Below are 13,806 nucleotides of genomic sequence, written 5' to 3' on the forward strand. Positions count from 1 at the left end.
TTTAAAGTGGTGGCTGTGCGTGACATTTTCGACAAACCGGATAATACGAGTCATTACCACCAATTTGAATTTGATCACCTGTGTAGACTGGCTTTCCACTTTCATCTACTCGTAAATTCATTGTTGCTTTTTTATGACAGAACCAGCAAATTGTTTTCATTTCCTCAATTTTATCTGCATATGTAAGCATGTATTGGCTACCTTCAAATAGCTCATTTTGAAAATCATTTTTTAAGCCAAAGCCCATCACGGGGATGTCCAATTTATCCACAATGTTAGCAAGTTGTAAAACATGTGCTTTTTTTAAAAATTGAACTTCATCCACAAGCACACAGTATGGCTTGACAGTATTGGATTCCACTAGTTCAAAAATATTTGTATCCTCATAAACAGGGATGGCTTGTTGGCGTAAACCTACTCGACTGGAAACAAAGCCAACCTCATCACGTGTATCTAAACCTGAAGTAAACATCATCACAGGCTTTTGTTGTTCTTCATAATTATGGGCAACTTTTAGAATTTCTATTGATTTTCCACTATTCATTGCACCATGTTTAAAATATAGCTGTGCCATTCTGTCTTCTCCCTTTCTTTATGTCAATGTGGATTTTGAAAGGTATTGCATCAACGTGTATTATTTACTGAAAAAAATACCTGCCAAGCGCATGCTTGGCAGGTATTAAACTAACATTAGTTTTTAAGACCGTATTTTTTGTTGAAACGATCCACGCGACCATCAGCAGACGCGAATTTTTGACGGCCAGTGTAGAATGGGTGACATTCGTTGCAGAACTCGACAACGATGTTTTCTTTTACTGAACCAGTTTTGAAAGTGTTCCCACAAGAGCAAGTTACTGTTGCTTCTTTGTAGTCTGGATGAATTCCTTGTTTCATATTCGTTTTCTCCTCTCGCCCTGAACCATCTGGAACAGAGTATTATCGAACTGTACCTTACATAGCCCGAATATGTCGACTACAAAATTTGCGTCGAAAGGGTCAGCTACATATGTACACGTTGCATACTTTTGAAGTATAGCATAGTCATTTTATTATTTTCAAGTAAAAAATATTAAAAACGAACCTTCCATCTTTCTTATCCACGAACTTCGCGATAATCATTGTCTACTAACCCAATTTGCTCGTTTCGTTCTTTGAAGCGAATATTATGTGATGACACATAGGCTACTTTCGGTGCATCTGGCTCCAAATATAGCTTGGCACTATTTAATGCTAGTATTCCATCCGTAAATGCACCTGCTATTAATCTTACTTTACTAGGATGATCAATAAAATCACCCGCTCCATAGACACCTTCAATGTTCGTTTCACGCTTCTCATTGACAATCGCTACTTCATCTTGGATGTTTAATCCCCATTCTTCAAGTGCACCATAATCACATTTCAAACCATGGTTGACAATGACAGCATCTACCTCTACTCGTTCACTTTCACCTGTCTCTTTATTGACTATGGACACATACTGAATTAAATCACCGTCACCATGCAATTGAACAACCTCATATGGCGTTTTTACACGAACTGAGGATTCTTTCATGCGCAAGACATTTTTTTCATGGCCGCCAAAATCATCTCGGCGATGAACGACTGTAACACTTGCAGCAATTGGCTCTAGCTCATTTGCCCAATCAACTGCAGAATTACCACCACCTGAAATTAACACATGCTTGTGTCGGAAAATCTCTAGTTCCTGTACTGTATAATGTAAATTTGTTACTTCAAATCGGTCTGCTCCTTCTATTTCAAGCTTTTGCATAGAAAGAACACCATACCCCACTGCTAAAATAACTGTTTTCGAAAAATGCTTCTCACCTGTAGAAGATGTCAACATAAATGTTCCATCCTGTTGCTTTTCTAATTTTTCCACCTTTTGATTTAAAACAATTGTAGGATCGAATGTTTTAGCTTGCTCAACAAGTTGTTTAATCAGCTGTCCCCCTAAAATAGGTGTTACTCCGCCGACATCCCAAATCATTTTTTCAGGATAAATTAACATACGACCGCCAAGCTGTGAGCTGTATTCAATAATTTTCGTTTTTAAATCTCGCATCCCACTATAAAAGGCAGTATAAAGCCCAGCTGGACCACCACCAACAATCGTTACATCATATAGTTCTTCTGACATTTCCGTTCTCCATCCCCTTCTGTCTCGATTCGATCATACAGTTTTGAGGTTGTGTTAAGCTACTGCCTGTCTATTCTTTCCGACGAGGATCATACTATTCACACACCATCCACAAACTATAGTTACTCTTTCAATCGCGCCAATAAATATAAGAAATAAGGTGCTCCTAAAACAGCAACCACAATCCCCGCTGGAATTTCTGAAGGCTCTAATATAGAACGACCGATTGTATCTGCCATCAACACTAAAAATCCTCCTAACAGAGCTGCAGTTGGCAGTAAAAACTGATGTTTAGCGCCAACAAGTTGTCGAGCTAAATGTGGTGCAACAAGACCCACGAAACCAATGCCTCCACTTACAGAAACACTAGCTCCAGCTAAACCAACAGCAGCAGCCAATAACCAACGGCGCTCTTTTTCAATAGAGGCACCTAGCCCTACAGCTGTTAATTCGCCTAGATTTAGTACGTTTAATACCCGTGATTTTGCATAAACAAAAGGCAATAAGATAATTAACCATGGTAACAGCGACAGCACAAATCGCCAATTCGAGCCCCAAATGCTACCTGCTAGCCATGTCGCTACAAATTGATAATTTTCTGGTGATAGGCGTAGTGTTAGCACAATCATAGCCGAGCTAATCCCTGCTGCCACAGCTACCCCTGTTAAAATTAAACGCATTGGTGTAATACCTTCATGTCGTCTATAAGAAAGTGAATAAATCAGAACAGCTGTCAAACCTGCCCCTACAAAAGCCAGTACTGGCAGTAAATAAACAGGTGCTGCTTTCGTAGTTGGGAAAAATGATACATAGAGCATGACAGCAAGTCCTGCCCCAGCATTAATCCCTAAGATTCCTGGATCCGCTAAAGCATTTTTGGAAATGCCCTGTAAAATAGCGCCTGAAACCGCTAAGCCCATACCTACTAACACAGCAATCACAATTCTAGGAAGTCTGAACTCAAATAATATAAGTTGCTGTTGTGCATCACCTTGACCAAAAAGTGTGCGCAGAACTTCCATTGGCGTCAGTTTAATAACGCCAGTATTCATACTAATAATAAAGGTAATAATGATTAACACAATGAGTGTAACAAGGATGGAGAAATTTTTTCTTTTCGCCTTAAGCTGACTCGGTGTTAAATAGCTGTTACTCATAGTTCTTTCCCTCCTTTACGTGCTAAATAAAGGAAGAATGGTACACCGATAAAGGCAATTAGTGCGCCAATCGGTGTTTCATAAGGTGGATTGATAATACGTGCTACTAAATCAGCTAACACAACAAGCAATGCCCCATATACTATAGAACAAGAGATAATCCAGCGATAATCATGTCCAACTATGTATCTCGTTAAATGAGGGATAATTAACCCTACAAAACCAACCGCACCGACAACAGACACGGCTGCACCTGCTAAAACTAAAACAATGATCATTCCCCATACTTTTACAACTGCTGTCCGTTGCCCAAGTCCAACTGCAATTTCTTCACCTAAGCTCAGTACAGTGATTGAACGTGATAGGATAAGTGCTCCTATCATCGCAATAAAGATCCATGGGGACAATATTTGTAGATGACTCCATTTTGTACCTGAAACACCGCCAGCATACCAAAATGCTAGGTCTTGTCCAATACGATAATAAAGTGCAATCCCTTCTCCTAACGCTCCAAGCAATGCACTAACAGCTGCACCTGCTAGAACTAGCCGCATCGGTGTTAAGCCACCTTTTGACAGTGAGCCAATACCATAAACAATGGCTACGCCAAGACCTGCGCCTACAAAGGACCATAAAATTAAATACATGTAAGGCAGACCAGGGAAGAAGGCAAAGCACAATGCTAACATAAAGGCCGCTCCAGAGTTCAGACCAAGTAGCCCCGAGTCTGCTAATGGGTTACGTGTCATCCCCTGCATAATAGCACCCGCTACTGCAAAGCTTGCACCTACTAATGCTGCTCCAAGTACTCGAGGTAAGCGAATATCATGGATAATTTGATGTGTTGTTAATTCTGGTGAAAAATGGGTAACTGCTGTCCAAACAGTACCCAATGAAATATCTGCTGCTCCAAAAGAAATCGATAAGCCAATGGCAAATATTAATCCAATTACTCCTACGATTAAAGCCACTACTCCACGGATCGGATGAGATCGTTTCTGTAGCTCCTCTAAATCGTTGAGCTCTCCTACTCCTGTCGACGTAGTCATTTTACTTCCTCCTCATAACTTTCAATTAAACTTTTATTCCTTCATGTCGTACAACTGATAAGATAGGCAGATTGGATTTTTACTATATGGACAAACAGCCATTTCTGCATCGATATTAAATACTTTTTGTAGATTTTCCTTTGTCATCACTTCTTTTGGACTACCGTTCACCATTAAATCGCCGTCTCTCATAGCCATTATGAAGTGGGAGAATCGTGACGCATGATTTAAATCATGCAAGACCATGATAATTGTTCGTCCTTCTTCCTTATTTAGTTTTTGCAGTAGCAATAATATATCTAGCTGGTGCGCTAAATCTAAATAAGTTGTTGGTTCATCCAGTACTAAAATATCCGTGCCTTGCGCCAATGCCATAGCAATCCATACTCTCTGACGCTGGCCACCTGATAATGCTTCAATTGGTCGATCACTAAATTCTCTTAGCCCCGTTACATCAATCGCCCAGTGGATATATTCGTAGTCTTCCTTTTGCAAGGAACCAAACCCAACTTGGTGAGGAAAGCGACCATATGATACCAATTCAAAAACCGTTAATCCTCCGGGTGCTGTTGCTGTTTGAGGTAAAATAGCCATTCTTTTGGCCACATCTTTCGTTTTTAATTGATGTATCGCCTTGCCATCTAAATAGACAGCTCCATTTTGTGTTCGTAATACACGGGCAACAGCCTTTAATAAAGTAGACTTGCCACAACCATTTGGGCCGATGATTGTGGAGATTTGCCCTTTAGGAATCTCCACACTTAAATCGTTGACGATGAGCGCTGAAGAATAACCAATCGCAACATGATCTATTTCGAGTACTGACATCTTTAACTTCCTTTCATTTTTGAGAATGCGTTCCACTCTTACATTTGTAAACCAAATTGAGCTGTATACAAGCCATAGTAAGCATTTTGGCGTTCCATTAATTGCTCGTGTGTACCTTCTTCAATGATGCCCTTTTTCGACACAACGACAATTCTGTCTGCATCCTTAATTGTTGCTAATCGGTGAGCAATCACTAATGTAGTACGTCCAATGGAAAGTTCATTTAATGCCTGTTGGATAGCTTGTTCAGTTTCTGTATCCAATGCAGATGTTGCTTCATCTAGTATTAAGATTTTTGGGTTTTTCAAGAAAATACGGGCAATGGATAATCTTTGCTTTTGACCACCTGATAATTTCACACCACGCTCACCAATTAATGTATCCATACCTTCAGGTAGAGCATTGATGACATCCGTCAGTTGCGCTCGTTGTGCTGCATACCAAATATCTTCTTCACTGGCATTTAAATCACCATAGGCAATATTTTCACGAATGGTACCATCGAATAAAAAGACATCCTGCTGGACAATCCCAATATGCGAACGTAAGGAATGCAGTTTAAAATCGCGTATATCCATACCATCAATACTAATGGATCCTTCATTGACTTCATAAAAACGTGGCAATAAACTACAGATTGTTGATTTCCCTGCACCAGATGGACCTACCAAGGCAACGGTTTCGCCAGGATTTACTTTTAAATTAATATGATGTAGGGCACGGTTATTGGCAGCATAGCCAAACGATACATCGGAGAAAGTAATTTCGCCATTAATTTCATCAACCATTTTTGCCTCTGGACGATCCGCAATTTCAGGTTCCGTTTCTAAAAATTCGATATAGCGTCTAAATCCTGCCATACCTTTCGGATAGCTTTCTATAAACATATTAATTTTGTTAATTGGGCCTAAAAGAATACCTGATAGTAAAATAAATGCGATAAAATCTCCATTTGTTATATGTCCATTTAAAACAAAATACGCTCCTACAAATAAAGTAAAGAGTGATAATACTTTAGTGAGTATGCCTGAAATAGCCTCATTCCAAGCCATTACTTTATAGGAGAACAGCTTTGTCATACGGAATCGTTCATTATTTACTTTAAAGCGTTTAATCTCATGATCTTCATTTGTGAAAGCCTGTACCACACGAATACCACTTACATTATTTTCAACTCGCGCATTGAAATCTGCGATATCTCCGAACATTTGACGGAATGCTTTGGACATTAACTTCCCAAAAATAATCGTTAAAATTAAAATGATCGGTACAAGTAAGAAAATAAGAATTGTAAAGGTTGGATCAATATAGTACATAACCCCAAACGTCCCAATAATCGTCATTGCCGCAATAAAAATATCCTCTGGACCATGGTGAGCAAGTTCACCAATATCCATTAAATCGTTCGTTAATCGAGAAACAAGATGCCCTGTTTTATTGTTATCAAAATATCGGAAAGATAGTTTTTGCACATGGCTAAAGGATTCCTTCCTCATATCTGTTTCAATATTAATCCCTAGCATATGCCCCCAGTACGATACGATAAAGTGAAGAATAGAATTGAAAATATATAGACCAAACAGCAATAAACTTGCCATAAGAATCCATTTTAATTCCCCATCTGGCAGAATATCATCAATTACTTTATTTAAAACAAGTGGAAATGCCAGCTCGATTAGTGCCACTAATATCGCACAGCTAAAATCTAAAATGAATAAACCTTTATAGGGTTTATAATATGAAAAAAAGCGCCTTAATAACATGTTGCAACCTCCTATGGTAATGTCATTTTCGTATCTAATAAATGAGCTATCTGATTCTACATACAGATAGCTCACATGTTTTCACAGTTATTGTTGCTGAGCCTTCGTAAAATCAACTATTTTGTCAGCTAATTCTTCAGCTTGGTGTAAGCCAGAAAGCGGATCAGAAGCAAAATAATATTCAGATGGAAGCTCTAATACTTGATTATTTTTAACGACATCTAAATTTGTCCACGTTGCTGGCAACTGGCCATCTTTGTTAAAGAAATTAATCATGAAGTTATAGTCACCTACATAATCACCTACTACTTCATAGGAAATCTCATAACGTCCATTACTTGCTTCCTTTGTATCAAAAATCTCCTGCACCTTTTCTTGAGGTTTCATGCCCAAAATTTGATAGAGTGCTCTACCGCCTGATACACTTGATTGCCCTACAATCGTTGCATTTTTTTCAAACATTTCATAAATAGTAAATGTGGATCCTTCTGGAATCACATCCATGATTTTTTCCTTAGCTTTTGCTATACGGTCTTCAAATTCTTTTGTAAATTTTTCAGCCTCTGCTTGTCTTCCTAAGTAATTTCCCATTGCCTCAATCTCCTCCATTGCTGATTGATGAGCATCTTCAGCGAAGACAATTGTCGGGGCAATTTTTTCATATTTCGCTACATCTTCCACATTCCAAGTAATAATCAGGTCTGGCTTTAACTCTAAAACTTTTTCTAATGATACCTTGCCATCTGTACCAATATTCGTAATTTCCCCATCCTTATAGTGTTGCTTTAAGAAAGCTGCATAATCAAGGTTAGCCGTTACGCCTCCAACTGGTACAACATCTAACGCTAAAATTTGCCCAAGATACCAATCGGTTACGACTCTCTCTGCCTTCACTGGAATTTCAACTTCGCGTCCACTATCATCTGTTACGGTTCTAGTCACTGCCGTATCAGACAAAGTTTGTTCGTCAACCTTAGATTGGCTCGTATCTTCATTACATGCTGCCAGTAAAACAATCAGGCTTAGTAAAAAAGGTAGCTTTATATGCTGAATCATCTTTCTCATCATGATTTCATTTTCTCCATTCTCAAATCGTTTTGCTTGCGCGAGCTGATTATTATTGTATTGAAAATGATTCTCATTTGTAATGGCAATTTCGGACATACTAGCTGTATATTTCAGCCTAAAGCTACTTGGAGCCATATTTGTTGCTTTTTTAAAAGCACGACTAAAATAATATTCATCTTCAAAACCAAGAGAAATGGCAATTTCTTTAATGCCATATTGATTGGTTAATAAATACTGCTTAGCTTGCTCTATTCTCAATTGCTGTAAATAAATTTGTGGACCTATTTCATAACGCGCTTTAAAGATGCGTAATAAATGCCGTGTACTAATCTGAAGCATATCTGCTAATGTCTGTATAGATAGTGGTTGATGAATGTGTTGCTTAATAAACAATCGTGCAGCTTCTGCCTTATCCATCTCATGTGGTTTACCTTGCCCTTCCGCTAATTCTCGAAAGACATGATAGACAAGCTCATAGAAGGAGGCCCTTACAGATAAATGCTCCTGAATGGAACCAGATTGCCATTTACTGTACATATCTTGAAGGATACTGTGAATGACGATCGGATTAGCGGGTACACATGAAAAATGTGTTTGAAATGGTTGATAATGCATGTGCAAATGTTGCATAAAAGCATCTTTGTACATGACATCCCCCTTATAGCTAATGAGAAAGTAGCTCACACTCTGTTGTGCTGTAATCTGAAGGCATTGAGATTTTCCTATATGAAAAATACTGAAGCGCTGCACGTGATAGGGTTGATCATCAATGACAACCTGTGCACCACCTCCTGTGACAATAAGAAACGAGCTATATGTTAAAACCTTTGACACATGAACATCTGATTTATTTATGTAATCGATTTGCTTCAACTGGATAAATGCATTTTGCCAAAGAAGCATATAAGCGTCATAATTCATCTTCGTCTCCTTCAATAAACATACTTTATAGCCTCATTATATTGATAATGATTATCAATTTCAATATACATTTATAAAATAAAACATATACAAAAATACCTGCCAAGCGCGAACTTGGCAGGTATTAAACAAACAATTGTTTTTAAAGCCTCTTTTTATTCAAAGGATCATCCAGACGCCAAATTTTAACGTCTAATATGAATGAGGGTCCTTCGTTGCAGAACAAGACAACAATACTAGAAGGTTGCTTCTTTTTGATAAAATAACTTGTCCATGTGTTAGTGCCATATGGATACGTATTTGTGAACTGTCTTCTCTTCAATAATTTTCTTTGAAGCTATTAATTTCTTATATTAAAAAACTTAAATAGTCCCCTATTGTTGAGTCAATAATAAAAGAGAAGATAATTGAAGTTAAGATAGCTGTTACAACTAGATAAAAAATAAAACTATAGAAATTATCAATAATTTTAGATGTATTACTCAATAATTTAACCATAACAAAAATAGGTATGATCCCGATAGCTAACACAAATCCAATATATAACATAATCATGGAATATGTATAAGATTTCAACAAGCCAAATAAAATACTTAAAATCGTAACTGCAATAGGAAGAGCGTAGTAACTTCCTATTTTACTAATCACATTTGTAAAACTGAGGTTTTCAGAAAATAATTTTGAAGTTAAGAATATGGCTAATACGTTTATCGCCATTAGTAAAATTAGAAATAATGACACATATAGAATCACTTGAATTATAGAAGGTCCATAACTTTCGAAAAGCCCAAACGTCCGTGAAGTGAAACTTTTTATTAATAAAAATACAGATAAAGCCGTAATTAAAACATAGATAATCATACTAGTAAGATTATTTTTCCAAGCTATTTCTACATTAAAATCTGCAGATGGTTTTTTTAATTGTTCTAGAAAATGATTAAAGTATAATTTAGATTGTTTTTTTAATAATTCAATTTGATCACTACTGTGCGAAGTTTCCTGAGCAGCCTGTCCGGCTTGTGGCTGCGGCTGATTTTGATAATCCGTCATATTATTTATTGTTGCTGCTTGTTCAAGAGCAGCGCTTTCTAGTGGAGTCCCGCATTTCCCACAGAATTTTCCATCCTCCTGCGAATGTCCACATGTTAAACAATTTTTCATCTACACATACCTCACTATAATTTTGTCTTTTTCGTATCTAAATCCACAATTTCATCAATAAAGTATTTTCCATTTTCAAATGAGAAAATATATTTCTTTTTACGTTCATAGTTAATAGAACCTTCTTTATCTGAAGAATAATTAAAAGTTTCATATGACTGTAACTCAAATTGTTTATCTGATAATGTATTAAATGATATTATTTCATTTAACAAAAATTCATAGTTATAGCCAGGAATATTATCATGATCCGTTACAAATTTCGCATAATCTTTTTTTATTTTACTTCCTTCTCTGAAATAATCACCTATGTAATCAAAATTTGTGTATCGAATAGCAGAGGAATAGTCTGAGCGGAAATTTTTATAAATATCCCTTATGATATCTTCATGTTCTGCTAATTTTTGTTCCGTTCGAATATGTTCAAATGGTAAATAAATAGTATCACTATCTAGTGGCAATACATCTGACTTTACCGTTTTACCATCCTTATCTTGACTTTGTGCATAAACTTCTATTTTACTATTTAGTTTCGCAGGATAAAGCTCTCTTAATTCACTTACTTTTTTTTCAGTCGATTTTCCATTTACATATAAAATCGCATCCTCTAAATCGGAGTCTACAGATACTGTTTGGAAACCCCAGTCTACATCAATTTGTGCAATATTGTCTGCTTGTGCTTCAAGCATTAGTTTTCCTTCGTCTGCTAAAGGTATATAACCACCTTCATAACTATAAGACCAAGCATACTCTCCTGGAATATAGTGACCAAATCCTACATTTTCCTCATCACTCTTACTGACAATTTCCTTATCCCCAAACTGTAAAGTCATATTTTTAAAAGGTGCATAAATAAACACTTCAGTCGGAATAATGATGAATTCAACCCTGTCATACAACCCAAATAAAATAGGTTTACTATGTACAGAAATAAATTCACCCCCATTGTATATAATATCTGGATTTTCATTATTCATAATACGTTCTACTTCATATGTAAGTTGATTTCTCAAATTTGTCCAACCGTACTCTTTAACAATCGCATAAAAATTTTGAGCATCTGCTACAGTGCCCTCTTTAACTTCAAACTCTTGAAAGAAAGCATCTTTATCTTGATTATTATACGCATCATTCATCGCACTAATCTGCTTAGTTGGCTCATAAATGCTACTTAAAACGAAATGTGTAATAGCAAGAACTAATAGTAGGACACTTGAGATAGAAAATATCCATTTCTGTTTTTTAGTCATTTTTTTACGATGCTTCTTTTGAGCACTTAGTTTTGGTTCAATTTTCATAGATGTTTTATCTTGTACATCGCTAAGACTATTACCACAATTTGTACAATACAATACTTCTTCACTATTTTTTTCACCACAACTTATGCAAAATCTCATTAAAAATCACCATTCCTTATGTATAATAACATAATTATACAATACATTTATGGTAAATTGTAGTTTTTTAATTCAAATTTCATAGTTTCTATTTTGATACATTTAGTTTCTAGCTCCCTTTATCAGTAAAATAGTATTAGGAAAATGATTATACAATCATACAATATTTTCCTTTTTATATTACAAAAAATCACCATCAACTAATTTTAGTTAATGGTGATCATAGTGTTGAAAAACAAAACCATCCATAGAATTTATGTGAAAGGTGAAAATGGATTTCCGTTGCAGGCTACTTGCTTTCCTGTGGGCGAGCGCCGAGCCGCTTCCTCCGTGCAGGGGCTCGCCTGTCTCGCTATTCCCACGGGAGTCAAGTAGCCTTCCACTCCAATCCATAAAAATGTTCACTTTTTAGCAAAAAAGTGAAGGTATTCACTACTCTTTTATGGAGGGGTGTTGGCACACATCGCTTCTCCACATTGAAAGTAAGAGGCTATCCTCTCTTATAATATAAATAATGGGCTATTTTGTTCAGGAAAAGACACTTTTGCAGAATGGTTGATTGGAGTGGAGCCAGCGTCACTCCTAGGGGATTTAGCGTCACAGAGGAGACCCTGGAGCGAACGCAGTGAGTGAAGCGGCTCATCGGACGCCCCCTGGAAAGGACGCTGGCGGAACGGAAATCAACCCCTCGCCTTACAAAACTGCTTATTATGCCGTTGACATTACCTTTTTTCAACAACATAATCACCATCAACTAATTTTAGTTAATGGTGATTCTTTTCTGAAGATTATAATCAGCAATATGAAGAGCTAACTAAATTTTAAGTTAAAGTAGCCCCTTACCTTTTGTGGCTTTTTTCATATCTTCGTTCAATTTCTCAAAAAATTCTTCATTTGATTTTGTCGTGCGCAGCTTTTTCAGGAAGCGCTCTGCAAAATCAGGCGCATCTGAAAATGTTTTACGGATCGCCCATAGTTTTTCAAGCTGTTCTGGCTCAAGAAGAAGCTCTTCTTTACGTGTACCTGAGCGGCGAATATCAAGCGCAGGGAAAATACGGCGCTCCGCCAACTGACGGTCTAGATGAAGCTCTAAGTTACCTGTACCTTTAAATTCTTCATAGATGACTTCATCCATACGAGAGCCTGTATCGACTAAAGCTGTTGCTAAAATTGTTAAGCTACCGCCTTCTTCAATATTACGAGCTGAACCAAAGAAACGTTTTGGTCTATGGAAAGCAGCAGGATCAATACCACCTGAAAGTGTACGTCCACTTGGCGGAATGACTAAGTTAAAAGCACGTGCTAAACGCGTGATAGAGTCCATTAAAATGATAACATCACGCTTATGTTCAACTAAACGGCGTGCACGTTCTAATACAATTTCTGCCACTTTCACGTGATTCTCTGGTACTTCATCAAATGTTGAGCTGACAACATCTGCATTTACAGAACGTTCAATATCTGTCACTTCCTCAGGACGTTCATCAATCAGCAAGACAATTAATTCAGCTTCTGGATGATTGGTTGTAATAGCGTTTGCAATTTCTTTTAATAAAGATGTTTTCCCTGCCTTTGGTGGTGCAACGATTAAACCACGCTGACCAAAACCTACAGGAGCCACTAAATCCATTATACGTGTTGATAAATTGCGCTGTGTTGTTTCAAGCTTAATTTGTCGATCAGGATATAAAGGTGTTAATGCAGGGAAATGCACACGTTCCTTTGCTACTTCAGGATCTTCGCCATTGACAGCATCTACTTGTAAAAGGCCGTAATAGCGTTCATTTTCCTTCGGTGGTCGCACCTTCCCAGACACCTTGTCCCCATTACGTAGGTCAAAGCGACGGATTTGAGATGCAGAAATATAAATATCTTCTTTACTTGGTGAGTAGTTTATTGGTCGTAGGAAGCCAAAGCCCTCTTGCGAAACAATTTCTAATACGCCTTCCATAAAGAAATAGCCCTCTTGCTCTGAACGCGTTTTCAAAATAGCAAATATTAATTCTTTTTTCGTTAGCTTGCTATAATATGAAATTTTATATTGGCGTGCGAGGGCGTAAAGCTCTTTTAACGTCATGTTTTCTAATTGAGCGATTGTCAATGTAGACATATGCACAACTCCAGTCTTTTTCAAAATATAATACAATTATTGGGGTTATCATTGAAGTTTTCGATAGGCTCTGTTAATGCTTATATGGTAGCCTGAGTTTAATAATAACTACTGATACACTTTCTACCATACAACTAAACATTGCCTTAAAATATGGGATGGTTAATTTAAGAAGAAGGTACCTAGCACAATAGATGTACTAGGTATAT

Annotated in this window: 11 protein-coding genes and 1 pseudogene; all 12 read right to left on the bottom strand. The window is 37.1% G+C overall.

Annotated features, from left to right (window positions below; all coding sequences use genetic code 11):
- Position 1: 1 nt before the first annotated feature.
- The 12 genes and pseudogenes from CRI88_RS05345 to rho all read right to left on the bottom strand — a co-directional run bounded on the left by CRI88_RS05345 (position 2) and on the right by rho (position 13,597).
- The gene (locus CRI88_RS05345; RefSeq protein WP_036123677.1) at positions 2 to 574 is read right to left on the bottom strand and encodes a thymidine kinase; all 573 of its coding nucleotides are present in this window, start codon (positions 572 to 574) and stop codon (positions 2 to 4) included.
- A 116-nt stretch (positions 575 to 690) separates the two neighbouring features.
- Positions 691 to 894, bottom strand: a complete 204-nt coding sequence (gene rpmE / locus CRI88_RS05350; RefSeq protein WP_004269457.1) for a 50S ribosomal protein L31 — start codon at positions 892 to 894, stop codon at positions 691 to 693.
- 199 nt (positions 895 to 1,093) lie between these two features.
- Positions 1,094 to 2,143 (bottom strand): NAD(P)/FAD-dependent oxidoreductase, encoded by a 1,050-nt coding sequence (locus CRI88_RS05355; RefSeq protein WP_036123680.1) that lies wholly within the window; start codon positions 2,141 to 2,143, stop codon positions 1,094 to 1,096.
- Between the two features lie 122 nt (positions 2,144 to 2,265).
- Positions 2,266 to 3,300 (bottom strand): FecCD family ABC transporter permease, encoded by a 1,035-nt coding sequence (locus tag CRI88_RS05360; protein WP_036123683.1) that lies wholly within the window; start codon positions 3,298 to 3,300, stop codon positions 2,266 to 2,268.
- A complete protein-coding gene (locus CRI88_RS05365; RefSeq protein ID WP_036123687.1) occupies positions 3,297 to 4,349 on the bottom strand; it encodes a FecCD family ABC transporter permease in 1,053 nt (350 codons plus the stop codon). Before CRI88_RS05365 ends, CRI88_RS05360 begins: the two co-directional genes overlap by 4 nt.
- Positions 4,350 to 4,382: 33 nt before the next feature.
- Positions 4,383 to 5,177 (bottom strand): ABC transporter ATP-binding protein, encoded by a 795-nt coding sequence (locus CRI88_RS05370; RefSeq protein WP_036123689.1) that lies wholly within the window; start codon positions 5,175 to 5,177, stop codon positions 4,383 to 4,385.
- Positions 5,178 to 5,215: 38 nt separating this feature from the next.
- Positions 5,216 to 6,940: an ABC transporter ATP-binding protein gene (locus tag CRI88_RS05375; protein ID WP_036123690.1), complete on the bottom strand. Its 1,725-nt coding sequence runs from the start codon at positions 6,938 to 6,940 to the stop codon at positions 5,216 to 5,218.
- Positions 6,941 to 7,027: 87 nt separating this feature from the next.
- Positions 7,028 to 8,929: an AraC family transcriptional regulator gene (locus CRI88_RS05380; protein ID WP_036123691.1), complete on the bottom strand. Its 1,902-nt coding sequence runs from the start codon at positions 8,927 to 8,929 to the stop codon at positions 7,028 to 7,030.
- 348 nt (positions 8,930 to 9,277) lie between these two features.
- The gene (locus tag CRI88_RS05385) at positions 9,278 to 10,090 is read right to left on the bottom strand and encodes a zinc ribbon domain-containing protein (RefSeq protein ID WP_058843791.1); all 813 of its coding nucleotides are present in this window, start codon (positions 10,088 to 10,090) and stop codon (positions 9,278 to 9,280) included.
- A gap of 14 nt (positions 10,091 to 10,104) precedes the next feature.
- Entirely contained in the window at positions 10,105 to 11,388 is a 1,284-nt protein-coding gene (locus CRI88_RS05390; RefSeq protein ID WP_139149516.1) for a TcaA 3rd/4th domain-containing protein, read from the bottom strand.
- Positions 11,389 to 11,418: 30 nt separating this feature from the next.
- A pseudogene (locus CRI88_RS23190) lies at positions 11,419 to 11,487 on the bottom strand (zinc-ribbon domain-containing protein); the annotation flags it as partial.
- Positions 11,488 to 12,313: 826 nt separating this feature from the next.
- Positions 12,314 to 13,597 (bottom strand): transcription termination factor Rho, encoded by a 1,284-nt coding sequence (rho, locus tag CRI88_RS05400; RefSeq protein ID WP_036121419.1) that lies wholly within the window; start codon positions 13,595 to 13,597, stop codon positions 12,314 to 12,316.
- Positions 13,598 to 13,806: the final 209 nt, after the last annotated feature.

Source organism: Lysinibacillus fusiformis, assembly GCF_002845985.1.
Lineage (GTDB): Bacteria > Bacillota > Bacilli > Bacillales_A > Planococcaceae > Lysinibacillus > Lysinibacillus fusiformis_D.

Coding starts and splice junctions, on each gene's coding strand:
- CRI88_RS05345 (WP_036123677.1), bottom strand. CDS start 574: ATGGCACAGCTATATTTTAAACATGGTGCAATGAATAGTGGAAAATCA.
- rpmE (WP_004269457.1), bottom strand. CDS start 894: ATGAAACAAGGAATTCATCCAGACTACAAAGAAGCAACAGTAACTTGC.
- CRI88_RS05355 (WP_036123680.1), bottom strand. CDS start 2,143: ATGTCAGAAGAACTATATGATGTAACGATTGTTGGTGGTGGTCCAGCT.
- CRI88_RS05360 (WP_036123683.1), bottom strand. CDS start 3,300: ATGAGTAACAGCTATTTAACACCGAGTCAGCTTAAGGCGAAAAGAAAA.
- CRI88_RS05365 (WP_036123687.1), bottom strand. CDS start 4,349: ATGACTACGTCGACAGGAGTAGGAGAGCTCAACGATTTAGAGGAGCTA.
- CRI88_RS05370 (WP_036123689.1), bottom strand. CDS start 5,177: ATGTCAGTACTCGAAATAGATCATGTTGCGATTGGTTATTCTTCAGCG.
- CRI88_RS05375 (WP_036123690.1), bottom strand. CDS start 6,940: ATGTTATTAAGGCGCTTTTTTTCATATTATAAACCCTATAAAGGTTTA.
- CRI88_RS05380 (WP_036123691.1), bottom strand. CDS start 8,929: ATGAATTATGACGCTTATATGCTTCTTTGGCAAAATGCATTTATCCAG.
- CRI88_RS05385 (WP_058843791.1), bottom strand. CDS start 10,090: ATGAAAAATTGTTTAACATGTGGACATTCGCAGGAGGATGGAAAATTC.
- CRI88_RS05390 (WP_139149516.1), bottom strand. CDS start 11,388: ATGAAAATTGAACCAAAACTAAGTGCTCAAAAGAAGCATCGTAAAAAA.
- rho (WP_036121419.1), bottom strand. CDS start 13,597: ATGTCTACATTGACAATCGCTCAATTAGAAAACATGACGTTAAAAGAG.